Source organism: Puia sp. (genome assembly GCF_036500295.1).
Classification (GTDB): Bacteria; Bacteroidota; Bacteroidia; order Chitinophagales; family Chitinophagaceae; genus Puia.
Genome location: NZ_DASYCH010000117.1, coordinates 43,269 through 56,294, shown reverse-complemented (window position 1 = coordinate 56,294; position 13,026 = coordinate 43,269). Strand labels below are relative to the sequence as shown.

The following is a 13,026-nucleotide window of genomic DNA, read 5'->3' as shown; positions in this document are numbered from 1 at the left end:
CTAGAATCTTAGATGTCTTACCGTAACGCCGTTGTTGATCAGCTGTTTTAACGAATCGATGCCGATCCTGATATGTTTTTCCACGAATTCGCCGGTGATCTTCAGGTCGCTTTCCGCCGTCTTCACCCCTTCCGGGACCATCGGCTGATCACTCACCAGCAACAGCGCCCCCGTAGGGATCTTGTTAAAGAAGCCGACGGAAAAGATGGTCGCCGTCTCCATATCGATGGCATAGGCGCGGATCTTTTGAAGATATTCCTTGAAGATTTCGTCGTGTTCCCAGACCCGCCGGTTCGTTGTATATACTGTGCCGGTCCAATAGTCGACCGCATATTCCCGGATGGTGGTAGAGATGGCCTTTTGCAAGGCAAAGGCAGGCAGGGCCGGAACCTCGGGTGGGAAATAGTCATTGGAGGTTCCCTCGCCGCGGATAGCCGCGATCGGCAGGATCAGGTCTCCCAGTTTGTTCCGCTTCTTCAATCCCCCACACTTGCCAAGGAAAAGTGCGGCTTTTGGATGGATGGCCGTCAGCAGATCCATGATCGTCGCCGCCCCGGGGCTGCCCATCCCGAAATTGATGATGGTGATATCCCCGGCCGTCGCACATTGCATGGGTTTATGCTCGCCTATAACCGGCACCCCATGCCATTCGGCAAAAAGCTGCACATAGTTATCGAAGTTGGTGAGCAGGATATACTCCCCGAAATTCTCCAATTTTTCACCCGTGTAGCGTGGGAGCCAATTATTTACGATCTCTTCTTTGGTCTTCATTTCGTAAATTTAGCAAATAGTTTTGGCCTATGATCAAAATCTACTATCCTTCGTATCCCTTTAAAATACGTGAACCCGAACGAAAAAAGGAAGAGATCTGGGACGATCTTCGCAAACAGTGGGTGCGGCTCACCCCTGAAGAATGGGTGCGGCAGAATTTCATCCAGTACCTGCTGCAGGTAAAGAACTACCCGGCCTCCTATATGGCGGTGGAGCGGCGGATGAAACTGGGGGAATTGAACAAACGCTTCGATCTCCTCGTCTTCGACCAGGCGGCCCAGCCCTGGATGCTGGTTGAGTGCAAGGCCATGGAAGAAAAGCTGGATAGCCGGGTACTGTGGCAGGTGCTGCGTTACAATATGGCCATTCCCATAAAATATCTTGTCGTCACCAACGGCGAGGAATGTCACGCCTTTATAAAGACCCAAACGGACTTCGAAGGCATCACCGCCCTGCCTGCTTACCCGGAAGGCTAGGCGCCTGGCCGGATGACTCCCGTATACAGCTTCGTATCATACCCCACTCTTACCTTTCCTTCTTTTGCATGTCGGGCAAACAATGCCGCCAGTGCCTTCATCATCTCCTGGTTATCTTTCGGGATATAGGACGATGACAGCAGTCTCCCGGTCAGTCCCGGCAGGTCGAAAAGCTGCTCGTTATCGAATCGGTCCAGCCGCAGCTTCGCGGGTGAAAAGAAGGACTCTATTTGCAGCTGGTCGATATTGCGGTGATTGACGGTACGGTATTCACCGGCATATTGCAGGATCAGCGCCTCATATTCCTTTTCAAATTCGCTATCCATCATCCGTTCGTTCCAGACCAGCGCGACCACGGCGCCCGGGGAGGAAATGCGGGCAAACTCAGCCCGGCTTTTCACCGGGTCAAACCAGTGGAAGGCTTGTCCCGCCAGGATCAATTGCACACAGCCATCGTGCAGTCCCGTGGCCCCGGCCGTTCCGTCGACGGACACAAATCCCGGGTAGCTGCCAAGAAGCTCTTCTGCTTTTGTGCGCATCTCGCGGTTGGGTTCTACGGCATATACGCGATTGCCGTTGCGCAGGAACAGTTCCGTGGAGATGCCGGTACCCGCCCCGATATCGGCGACGGCCCAGCCGGTATTGAACCCATAGACATCGGCCAGCAGCGAAAGAATGGCCGCCGGATAATGCGGCCTGTATTTGACATAATCTTCTACCCGGTCACTAAAGCGGGTCGTGTTGTTTGACATACAGCTATTCGGATCGCAAACTCGATGCCGGATTCATCAGCGCCGCCCGCATGGACTGAAAACTTACGGTCAGCAGCGCGATGGCCAGTGCAGACATTCCCGCCACTATAAAGACCCACCACTCCACGCCGATGCGGTAAGCGTAGCCCTGTAACCAGCGATCCATCGCAAACCAGGCCAGCGGAAAGGCGATGAGCGTCGACAAGCCCACCAATTGCAGAAATTCTTTCGAGAGCAATCCCGTCAGCCCCGTCACGCTCGCGCCCAGCACTTTTCGGATACCGATCTCCTTTACCCTGCGCTCGGCCATATACGCCGAAAGTCCGAACAGGCCCAGACAGGAGATGATGATGGCCAGCACCGCAAACAGCCGCGACAGTTGTCCGATGAGGGCTTCGCTGCGGAACAGCGCATTGAAATCGTCATTGACAAAACTATATTCGAAGGGATATCCCGGGTTGTCTTTCTTCAGCACCGTTTCCATCTGCGCCAGCGCCGTCTCGGGATGAACCCCGGGCTTGATCCGCGCAAAGAGGAACATCGCCTGGTCTGTCGCATAGGTGAACAGCACGGGCTCCGGCTTGCCGTACATATCGCCAAAGACGAAATCCCTGACTACACCCACCACCGTTAACGCGTAATCGGTGTTCGACCCGAACCAGATACGCTTTCCGATAGCGCTGCCCTTACCCATCATCTTCGCCAACGACTCCGTTATCAACGCATGCATACTGTCTGCTTCCGGCAGGTCCTGCCGGAAATCTCTGCCCTCGGCGAGTTGCATACCTGCCGTGCTCAGGAAACCCGGCGTCACGCTGCGGAAGGAGATCAGCGGGTCCTGACCCGGTGCCTGTCCCGTCCATTTGGCTCCCGACCCATTATTGCCGATCCATAGGGTGCTGAAGCTGTTGAGCGCCGCATCCCCAATGGTGCCTGTATTGAGAAAGTCCTGGCGGATCAGTTTGAAGTTTTTGGCCATATCTCCCCGTACGGGCACCGTCACCAGATTTTCCTTGTTATACCCGATATTCCGGGTACGGATATGCTCGATTTGCTGGTAGATGATCATCGTGCTGATGATCAGCACGACGGATATCGTGAATTGCATCACCACCAGACCCTTGCGGACTAGCGCTGCGCTGCCGCCTTTCATGCGGATGCCCTTGAAGACAAAGATGGGATTGAAAGAGGAAAGATACAATGCCGGATAGCTGCCCGCCACCAGCCCGCACACCAGCGTAATGGCGATCAATACTCCCAGGTGCAGCGGCGTCATCAGTTGGAAGTCCAGCGGTTTGGCGATCAACAAGCTGAACGCCGGCATCACCAGCGCTATCAGCAGTACGCCCAATGCCACCGCAAGCGCTGACAGGATGATCGCTTCCCCGATGAACTGGCCGATCAACCCCTTCCTGTGCGCGCCCAACACCTTGCGGACGCCCACTTCCTTCGACCGTTTGTCGCTTCGGGCCGTCGCGAGGTTCATAAAATTGATACAGGCGATAAACAGGATGATCCAGGCAATGACGACAAACATCCGCACATAACCGATACGTCCGCCCACCAGCTTCCCATCCTCGAAATGATCCCGCAGATGCCAGTCATTGGCGCTGTGGAGGACACATTTGGCGAGGGCGTCCGTCTTCTTTGTCTGTATAAACCCATACAGCTGTTTGCCGACGGTAGTTGCACTGGCTCCCGGCTTTAGTTCGACATAGGTAGTGAGCCGGTTGGAATACCAGTTGTCCATTTGGCCCCCCTCATTATTCTCATTGTAGAAGGTCTGAAAAGGGATCATCCAGTCCATCTTTACCGTAGAATTGACGGGGAAATCCCCCACTACGGCAGACACCCGGTACTCCTTCTCGTTATTCATTTTGAGTGTCCTGCCCACGGCCGGCCCCTCTCCAAAGAATTGCTGCGCCATTTTACGGCTGATAACGATATCCGTCAGCTGTGCAAAAGCACTGCCCGGATTCCCTTCGATAAAGGGCAGCCCGAACATGCTGACAAAGGAGGGGTCGGTATAGGCGCCATTTTCGTAAATGCCTTTCTCGTCAAGACTGAACAACATCTTTCGTTCCTTCACGCGTGCGGCCGCGGCGACACCCGGGATCTCCTTTTCGATGGCAGGGGCGAGCGGCACCGGCGTCGATCCAAAGGTTCGAACCTTGCCGTCATAGGTCTGGTTCTCCCGGATATAATATACCAGGTCTTTTTTGGGGAACTGATCGTAGCTGAGTTCATCTTCCACCCATAAAAAGATCAGCCCCGCACAGGCGATACCTATTGCGAGGCCGAATATGTTCAGGAAGCTATAGCTTCTGTTCTTCCAGAGATTCCGGAAGGTTACTTTGATGAAGTTGAGGATCATGCCGGTTGGGTCCCAATCCTGATGCCATTTTCTAAAATACTGACAGCCAATAGGCTGAGCAGTCGTTTGGCATCTGCACTGTTCGCTTTCGATACGTCCGGTGTTCGCTAAGCGGCCAGTGGCCGCTCGCAGCTTGTTCCTCTACGGGAAGATGCCCAGTTCGGCATAGGACGTGCCGACCTTATTGATGGCCACCACGTATGCTGCCGTCCGCATATCCGGAATGTCTGGATTGGTCTTCCACACTTCCATGATCTCCCGGGTAGCGGCGATCATCGTATCCTCCAGTCCGCTGTACACCAGGTCGACCTCATCGGCGCCATGGGCTATGAATTCTTTTTCCTTCTGGGAAACCGTTTTCCCGGTCAACCCTTCGATCTGGTTGAGGATATGCGTATTCATATTTTCCGTAAACCGTTTGTCCATCCGGCCATAACGGACATGGCTCAGATTTTTCAGCCATTCGAAATAGGACACCGTTACCCCACCCGCATTCAGGTACATATCGGGTACGACCAGGATCCCCTTTTTGGCAAACACTTCATCTGCCTCTGGCGTAAGCGGGCCATTGGCTGCTTCCCCGATGATCTTTGCCTTTACCCTGGGTGCGTTCTTGCCGTTGATGACGTTCTCCAGGGCGGCAGGGATCAGGATATCACATTCCAGCTCGAGCGCGTCGCCGGAGGTGGCCAGGTTGGTTGCGCCCGGGAAGTTCAGAATGCTTCCGGTTTTCTTCCGGTGCTGGAACACTTCTTCTTCGTTCAGGCCGGCGGGGTTGGTGATCGCCCCCTCGAATTCTGCCAGCGCGATGACCTTGGCTCCCCCCTCGCGGAAGAACTTGGCGGCATGATAACCCACGTTGCCCAGGCCCTGTACGACGACAGTCTTGTTGGCTACGCCCGGTTTCAGTCCCTGCTTTTTCATGATGTCTTCCATGTTGCAAACCTCGCGGATACCATAAAAGACTCCGAGACCGGTGGCTTCGCGCCTGCCCCGTACGCCGCCCTGGCTGACGGGCTTACCCGTTACGCAGCCCAGCGCATCGATCTCTCCGGGGCGCATGCTCATATAAGTGTCGAGGATCCAGGCCATCTCCCGCTCGCCCGTACCATAGTCGGGAGCGGGGACGTCGGTGCCGGGGCCTATGAAATTTTTCTTGATCAGCTCGGAGGTATAGCGCCGCGTGATCTTCTCCAGTTCGTACGGGGTATACTTTTTGGGGTCGATGGTGATCCCGCCCTTGGCGCCGCCGAAGGGTACGTTCACGATCGCGCATTTAAAGGTCATCAATGCGGCCAGTGCCATCACCTCATCCAGGTTCACCGAGGGCGCGAACCGGATACCGCCCTTACATGGGGTCTTGTGGTGGGAATGTTGTACGCGATAGGCCTTGATGACCTCGATCTTGTCTCCGATCTTAACGGGAAAGAACATGCGGTACACCGCATTACATTGTTTGATCTGCTCCAGGATGCCGGGATCCCAATTGGTAAAGACAGCTGCTTTATCAAAGCTTTTCTCTACGGCTTCAAAAAATTTGTATTCCATTTGGCGTGCTATTGTTTAATGACGGGCCAAAAGCCCCATGTGTGTGATTATTTAAGGTCCTTTTCCAGCTTGTGGATCTTCCGGTCGAGTCTGACGACATAGAGGATCACCCCGGCCAGGATCGTCACCAGCACGAGCACGACGACATAGATCTTGCCATTGGCCCGAAGTCCGTCGGCCATCTCGACCGTTTTGGTCGTATCGTTTTGCGCCATTGCCGGTACAGTCAACAACCAACAGAAGAAAAGGATTAACAGCGTGCGAATTTTCGTATGCATTCTTGACTAGATATTGTAAAGTTTCTTTTCCGCCACGAGCGCCAGCCGGATACGCAGTGTCGCGATCCAGACACCCAGCAGGGTCCAGCCCGGGATCGCCCCGACAAGCCACACCATTGCCATCCGGGAGTCGAGGTCCTTAAAGGCAGGATTACCACCCATTCCGCCGGGGTGGAGACTCTCCACCATTCGCGGAAGGATCCATATCGTAGGGAATAACATCGCAAACGCAAAAATATTGTATACAGCGGCGAGCCTTGCCCGTTTATCGATATCCGGTATGCCGTTTCGGAACACCAGGTAGGCGTAATAAATAAGCATTGCGATCATAGCACCCAGCTGTTTGGGGTCGTTGCTCCAGAAGGCGCCCCAGGTATATCCGGCCCACTCGCTTCCGGTGATGATCCCAAGCGTTCCGAACACGATCCCGGTCTTTGCATATTCAACCGAATAGATATCGTTGACGTGAGTGGGATTTCTCAGATAGCGGATGGCATAGACCACCGAGATCGTAAGAAAGATCATCATCGCAAACCACATGGCGACATGAAAGTAGAGATTGCGGATCGACTCGTTTACGATCGGTTTGGCGGGAACGGGGCCCAGAAAGCCCCAGATAAACGTATAGGCTAATAAAAGGACGCACAATATTTTCCACCAGGTCTGACGAAGCATAGATTTCATCTTGGAAGGGTGACCGCGAAGGATACCCCATTTGGAGGGCAAAGGTAGGTTATAGCCTACTAATCCTTCCACAAAAAAGGAAAAAGAATAATCGCCAGCAGCACCAGCAGGAGATCCAGCCCGGCCATGATCGCCAGCATCCACCCAAGCCCCCCCTGCAGTACATCCTCAAAGGCGATGGTCGAGATCCGGTTCAGCAGCAGCAGCTGAGGGATCACCATGGGAAAACCAAGGATCGCCATCAGCGCGGCGCCTTGTTGCGCCCTCGCCGCCAGCGCCGAAAGAAAGGTAAACACCAGGCTGAGGCTTACTCCCCCAAGACAGGTGATTAAAACAAAATAGCCTTCATGGCCCATGGGGTCACCCAGCATGAAAAGAAACAGGACCAGGCTCACCCCGCTCATCAGGATCATCAACAGGGAATTGAACACCAGCTTGGCCAGGATAAAGTCCATTGCTCCCGCGATCGAATAGAAATACAACAGCCTTCCACGACCTTCCTGCAAAAAGCTCTTCGCCACCGCATTGACGCAGATAAAAAGCTGGATCATCCAGAAGAGGCCCTTCCATACAGGCGCCTCCGGCTGACCCATGGACAGATACAATACAAAAATGGTAGCCGCCACATATAATAACACTCCATAAAAGGTGTATTGCTGGCGGATCTCCAGCAAGAACTCCTTCTTTAAAAGATTGATAATATTTTTAATATGTGTCATAGCCAGTACGAAACGAGGAAATAAAGAGTTGTGGTGGGCGAAGATACATCCTCGCGGTCGGACATTCCATGGCTCTTTGCCAGCCGGCCTTCCAGGTTCCAGCGTGCTGCCCGGATTCCGGCACCCAACAACAGTGCGGGCTGGTAGGTTTGAAAGGCGCCTTGCAGAAATGGGGATCGGACGACGGAATTGTCAAAGTTATCATATTCGCTACGGGTACTCGTGTTTGAGAACACGACCGAATTGGCCAAACCCATTTCGATGAAGGGCCTCACCCGGCCCCTGGGATAGGTATACCGGAATAATAGATTAAGATCCAATATATTATAGTCTAATCTGTCGTCGATAGAAGTAAAGTTGTTTTCGGAAAAACGCGGGCTCTGTGAACTCATATGATGAAAAAGAAGTTCCGCCCCGAAAGAGAATTGCTCCCGATTCCTTGCCTGGGTATATATCAGGCCGGCTCCGGCAGCAACGCTTCCGTAGGAGGAGAAACGAACCTGGGACATGTCGTATGCTGTGCTTTTGATGCTGACCTGGTTATTGAAATATCCCATCACCGGGTATAGATGAAGGCGGCCATTTCGATTAGCCATGCGGTTCTCTGCCGTATCCTCGCCGCAGTGGTCATAGGAAAACACCAGCATGCGAAGGGCCGTTTCATTATAGCCGGTCCGCGTGATGTGCCGGGCCGAAGGCGTGCAATCGTTCATCAATGCGGTCAACTGATTTTTATAGACTTCCGTCAGCGAATATTGCTCCAGGCCATTGCGCTCATAAACGGTGCTGGTCAACCGTAGCTGTTGCAGGCCGCCGTCGGCCCGGCCGACGAAAAAATAGTCGACGTTTGTCGAGTCCTTATAAAAATAAAGGTTGAGCCGGCCCTTGACCAGCACCCGGAAGAACACGGTCTTTTCATAGGGCGCGGGATTGTACTGTTCGCTCGTGAGAACGGCAACATCGGTGGAATAGGGATACAGTTTCGCGGTACCGCTTTTATATTCGTCGCCTCCGACGCCAAAGCCTTGCAGATCGGCGGTCGTATAGTCCCTGGTTTGACTTTCGTCGGGCCGGAAATGAATACTTCTGGGATTGATACTCCAATCCCGATTATCGATCTGCCCGCGCAGGCTGTCCCCGTTTTTCAGAATGACATAGCCGGGTTGGAAATTCTTTTGGGCATGAAGGGATAAAGAAAGGGCAATAAAGATGGGCAAAAGCCATTTTCGGGAGTTTGGGGTCATACAAAGAAATGTTAAATTTTTACGGTTGGGTGTAGTAACAATGCCGGCAACGCGGCTCGTAGGTATCTTTTTCACCTAGCAGAAAACGCCCTGCCTGCGCGGTTTTGCGGTAGGAATAGTTGGCAATATTTCCACATTTGACACAAATGGCATGCAACTTGGTTATATAATCAGCTTTAGCCAGCAGGTAAGGCATCTGGCCAAAAGGTTTAGCCAGATAGTCCATATCGAGACCGGCGACGATCACTCGAATGCCCCGGGAAGCAAGCTGGTCGCAGACTTCCGGCAATTGATCGTCAAAAAACTGGGCCTCATCGATGGCAATTACGTCGACGTCGCCTGCCAATAATAGGATGGTCTGAGAGTTCTCGATAGGCGTTGATTGGATAGCATTTTCATCATGCGAAACGATATGCTGCTCGTGATAGCGGGTATCCATTGCAGGTTTGAAGATCTCGACCTTGAGATTTGCAATTTTGGCGCGCTTTAGCCGTCTGATGAGTTCTTCGGTCTTTCCCGAGAACATCGATCCGCAAATGACTTCGATCCAACCACGCCTCTCACCCTGCCAATGGGGTTCTATGAACATAGATAGGTATAAATTAGGTTCGGAATTTGTTATAACTTTATATAGGTTGTCCTATACAAACCCTTAAAGTGCTGTTTAGCTTGTACCATGGAACGACTTAGAGAACTGATCAATCAACTAAAGGAGCAACTCGACCATAAGGCCGAACCTGCTCAGATGCTCGACACTGCCAGACTCCTGGAAGCCGAGCTCCAGCAATTAGCCAGCCAGCCGCAGCCTGCCCGGGTAATGCCGACAAAAATAACGGTTATGATGCCATCCGCAACCAAAATGTATGCCGGACAGCCAAATAGCCAAACTCCAGCCGACCCCCGAAAAGAGCCTGCCAACCAACGGAATACCAATTCCAACGGGAGTTATTCCGAGCAGCGGAAGGAGCCTGCCGAGCAGAAAAAAGAGCCCGCGGAGCAAAAGAAAGAAGTTACCGAGCCAAAGAAGGAGCCGGTAGCGCCCATGAACACGCCGGTGAATCCGCCCGTTGCCGCTTCGGCCGATCTTAATGGTGTGGATGCCCGCTATATGCCCCCCCTCACTTCCGCTCCGGTCGCTGTTCCGGTCGTCGCGCAGGAAGCGCCGGCTACCGCAACGCTGGAGAAGGCGCCTGACCGGGGTGTTTGGCCGTTCAATCCTCTGGCAGACAAGCCGACGGATCGATTTACGTTGTCCCAGCGTAGCCGGGAGGTGAATGACGTTATCGGGCTGGCCACCACTTCTTCCCTCAACGACAAATTGAAATCTGAGGTAGCCGACCTGAAATCGGCGCTCAACGATACGCCCGTCCGCGACCTCAGAAAGGCCATCGGCGTCAATGACCGCTATGTCTTCATCAACCAGCTGTTCCGTGGCGACGAGGTCATGTATGAGCGTAGCATTAAGACAATCAATGGGTTCCGCATACTTCCGGAAGCCGAATACTGGATGGAAAGGGAATTGAAGGTAAAGCTCGGCTGGGATGAGAACCGGGAAACCACCCGCCATTTCTATCAGCTGGTCAAAAGACGCTTTTCATAAAAGTCGTTTCCCGTCTTAAAATGCGCCTCCCGTCATAAAAGGCGCTTCGTCACAAAAGATGCTTCTCGTAAATATACCGGGTGATCTTTTCGGTCGCTCCCTTTTTTGATTGCACATACCGGCCCGAAGCCTCACCGGTCTCCCGAAGTTCGCCGGCATTCTGTAACAACCGGTTGAAGACCTTTTCCGCCTCGAGAGCGCTATCGATGATCAGTCCCCCACCGCTTTCCGTCAGTTCCACCGCCTCGATATATTTCTCGATAACGGGTCCGAAAACGACCGGCTTTCCATAGACGGCGGCTTCCAGCACATTATGCACTCCGTCATCCCCAAATCCCCCACCGACATAGGTGATCGTGGCATACCGGTATAACCGGCTCAGCATCCCGATATTATCAATGATCAGCACGTTTGGTTCAGGCCAGGCGCCGCGCCCCGCGGCCGGAACGTTTTCCCCCCTGGCGAGGGCGGAATACCGGATGGAATGCCGGAAAAGCCCTTCCACCTCCTGGAGGCGGGCTTCGCTGATCTCATGCGGCGCTACAATGAACCGGATGTCCGGGTGGACGTTGGCAAAATGATCCAGCTCTTCTTCGTCCTCCTCCCAGGTCGATCCTGCCACGACCACGGGCCGCCCGCCGCAAAATGCCTCGATCAGGGGGAGGGATGTCCGCTCGAGCTCCGCGGCCGCCGCGATCTCGATCACCCGGTCGAACCGGGTATCCCCGCTGACGCTGACATTCTCCGTCAGCCGCAGGCGCCGCAACAGCGTCTTCGATGCTTCGGTCTGCACGAACAGGTGCGTAAAACATTCGAGCATATAGCGATGCAGCCGGCCGTACCATTTAAAGAAAGGCTGATCTTCCCGGAAGATCCCCGATATCAGCAGCAGGGGGATATTTCGCTTCTTCAACTCCGCGAGGAAATAGTACCAATAATCGTACTTCACCCAGAGAACGATATCGGGCTTTATGAGATCGATAAACTGCCGGGCATTTCCCGGGCTATCCAGGGGTAAATAGAAGATATGATCGGCGCCTTTGTAGTCTTTTCGGGTAGTATATCCCGAGGGGGAAAAAAAACTCAGCACGATGCGGCAGTCCGGCGACTGTCTTCGCAGCGCTTCGAGCACCGGCCGCCCCTGCTCGAATTCCCCAAGTGAGGAGCAGTGCATCCAGATGACGGGTCCCTGACGGACCGTAGCCGTCGCCATCTCTGCCCTGACCCGCTGAAAAAGCCCCTTTCTGCCCTCCAGCCAAAGCTTAGCCTTCCTGTTCCATGGAGAGATCAGTCGAATGCCTGTCCTATACAGTAGAAGAAATACATGATAAAAAATTATACTCATAAGCTTCCCGAACTACCCATTGGTAGCATTGGATAAACCACATTTTTGCAGTAGTTTCGTGCCCCAAATCCGCCTATGGCGGATTTAAAAATGAATTCTATGCGGCCCATCCAAATGGTTGATCTAAAGCGGCAATATACAAAAATTAAAAGTGAAGTTGATTCGGCGATTCAGGAGGTGTTGGATAATGCGGCCTTTATCAACGGAAAAGCGGTGACCGATCTCGCCGGCGCCCTTTCTGCCTATACCGGGTCAAAGCATGTTATCCCCTGTGCTAACGGTACCGATGCCCTCCAGATCGCGATGATGGCAATGGAATTGCAGCCCGGCGATGAAGTGATAACACCCTCTTTTACCTATATCGCCACTACCGAGGTGGTGGCCCTGCTCAAACTGAAACCCGTATTCGTAGAAGTCGATCCCAAGAGCTTCTGTATGGATCCGGCGGCCCTTGAAAAGGCCATCACTCCCCGTACCCGCGCCATCGTCCCCGTTCACCTCTATGGTCAGTCGGCCCCGCTGCAGGAGATCCTGGACATCGCCCGCCGTCACAATCTTTACGTCATCGAGGACAATGCCCAGGCTATCGGCAGCGATTACCGCTTCCCGGACGGCACCATAAAGAAGACCGGTTCTATCGGTACCATCGGCTGCACTTCCTTCTTCCCATCAAAAAATCTGGGCTGTTACGGCGACGGCGGAGCAATATTTACCAATGATGACGCGTTAGCCAACCGGTTAAAAATGATTGCGAATCATGGGCAGAGCCGGCGTTATTATCACGATGTGGTTGGCTGCAACAGCCGTCTCGATTCCATCCAGGCGGCCGTATTGAACGTGAAACTGAAAAAGCTGGATGAATATATCGCCGCCAGAAGGGCCGTAGCCGACTATTATGATAAGGCATTCAATGCCCACCCGAAGATAACGACGCCCTACCGGGCACCCTATAGTAACCATGTATTCCATCAGTATACCCTGCTACTCGAGGGAGTCGACCGCAACGGACTCAATGAATTCCTGGCCGGCCGGAATATTCCTTCGATGATCTACTATCCTGTACCCGCCCATCGCCAGCAGATGTTCGCAGGCTTCGGCGGAGGGAACTACCACCTCGAAACTACCGATTGGCTGACGGAACGGGTCATCTCCCTTCCCATGCACACAGAATTGGACGATGAACAACTGCACGCGATAAGCGATGCGGTTCTCGAATACATAAATAAATAAATAAA

The 13,026-nt window shown here is 53.4% G+C and carries 13 protein-coding genes; 3 read left to right on the top strand and 10 right to left on the bottom strand.

The genetic code is table 11. The features are described from left to right. Complete coding sequence (locus VGM48_RS21770) at nucleotides 1–771, bottom strand: AMP nucleosidase (protein ID WP_331582554.1); 771 nt, start codon at nucleotides 769–771, stop codon at nucleotides 1–3. Nucleotides 772–800: 29 nt separating this feature from the next. Here VGM48_RS21770 and VGM48_RS21765 point away from each other — a divergent pair, with 29 nt between their 5' ends. Beyond that, complete coding sequence (locus VGM48_RS21765) at nucleotides 801–1,247, top strand: type I restriction enzyme HsdR N-terminal domain-containing protein (protein ID WP_331582553.1); 447 nt, start codon at nucleotides 801–803, stop codon at nucleotides 1,245–1,247. On the opposite strand, the gene VGM48_RS21760 is transcribed toward VGM48_RS21765, so the two are convergent. The 8 genes from VGM48_RS21760 to VGM48_RS21725 form a co-directional block, all read right to left on the bottom strand. After that, nucleotides 1,244–1,999 (bottom strand): class I SAM-dependent methyltransferase, encoded by a 756-nt coding sequence (locus tag VGM48_RS21760; RefSeq protein WP_331582552.1) that lies wholly within the window; start codon nucleotides 1,997–1,999, stop codon nucleotides 1,244–1,246. The genes VGM48_RS21765 and VGM48_RS21760 overlap by 4 nt on opposite strands. A 4-nt stretch (nucleotides 2,000–2,003) precedes the next feature. Further along, the gene (locus VGM48_RS21755; RefSeq protein ID WP_331582551.1) at nucleotides 2,004–4,373 is read right to left on the bottom strand and encodes an ABC transporter permease; all 2,370 of its coding nucleotides are present in this window, start codon (nucleotides 4,371–4,373) and stop codon (nucleotides 2,004–2,006) included. Nucleotides 4,374–4,514: 141 nt separating this feature from the next. Further along, nucleotides 4,515–5,921 carry a Glu/Leu/Phe/Val dehydrogenase gene (locus tag VGM48_RS21750; protein WP_331582550.1) on the bottom strand — a complete coding sequence of 469 codons (1,407 nt, stop codon included), beginning with the start codon at nucleotides 5,919–5,921 and terminating at the stop codon, nucleotides 4,515–4,517. A 47-nt stretch (nucleotides 5,922–5,968) separates the two neighbouring features. Further along, entirely contained in the window at nucleotides 5,969–6,199 is a 231-nt protein-coding gene (locus tag VGM48_RS21745; protein ID WP_331582549.1) for a CcmD family protein, read from the bottom strand. 6 nt (nucleotides 6,200–6,205) lie between these two features. Then, a complete protein-coding gene (gene ccsA / locus VGM48_RS21740; RefSeq protein ID WP_331582548.1) occupies nucleotides 6,206–6,874 on the bottom strand; it encodes a cytochrome c biogenesis protein CcsA in 669 nt (222 codons plus the stop codon). A gap of 68 nt (nucleotides 6,875–6,942) precedes the next feature. Then, entirely contained in the window at nucleotides 6,943–7,602 is a 660-nt protein-coding gene (locus VGM48_RS21735; RefSeq protein ID WP_331582547.1) for a heme exporter protein CcmB, read from the bottom strand. Continuing rightward, complete coding sequence (locus tag VGM48_RS21730; RefSeq protein WP_331582546.1) at nucleotides 7,599–8,846, bottom strand: hypothetical protein; 1,248 nt, start codon at nucleotides 8,844–8,846, stop codon at nucleotides 7,599–7,601. The genes VGM48_RS21735 and VGM48_RS21730 overlap by 4 nt, the downstream gene beginning before the upstream one ends. Before the next feature lie 19 nt (nucleotides 8,847–8,865). After that, on the bottom strand, nucleotides 8,866–9,435 hold the full coding sequence (locus VGM48_RS21725) for a thymidine kinase (RefSeq protein WP_331582545.1): 570 nt from the start codon (nucleotides 9,433–9,435) through the stop codon (nucleotides 8,866–8,868). 87 nt (nucleotides 9,436–9,522) lie between these two features. Between VGM48_RS21725 and VGM48_RS21720 the strand changes: the two genes are divergently transcribed. After that, on the top strand, nucleotides 9,523–10,446 hold the full coding sequence (locus VGM48_RS21720; RefSeq protein WP_331582544.1) for a hypothetical protein: 924 nt from the start codon (nucleotides 9,523–9,525) through the stop codon (nucleotides 10,444–10,446). A 49-nt stretch (nucleotides 10,447–10,495) separates the two neighbouring features. On the opposite strand, the gene VGM48_RS21715 is transcribed toward VGM48_RS21720, so the two are convergent. Next, nucleotides 10,496–11,791, bottom strand: coding sequence for a 3-deoxy-D-manno-octulosonic acid transferase (locus tag VGM48_RS21715; RefSeq protein WP_331582543.1), 1,296 nt, complete (start codon nucleotides 11,789–11,791; stop codon nucleotides 10,496–10,498). Between the two features lie 99 nt (nucleotides 11,792–11,890). Between VGM48_RS21715 and VGM48_RS21710 the strand changes: the two genes are divergently transcribed. Continuing rightward, nucleotides 11,891–13,021 (top strand): DegT/DnrJ/EryC1/StrS family aminotransferase, encoded by a 1,131-nt coding sequence (locus tag VGM48_RS21710; protein WP_331582541.1) that lies wholly within the window; start codon nucleotides 11,891–11,893, stop codon nucleotides 13,019–13,021. The last annotated feature ends 5 nt before the right edge of the window (nucleotides 13,022–13,026 follow it).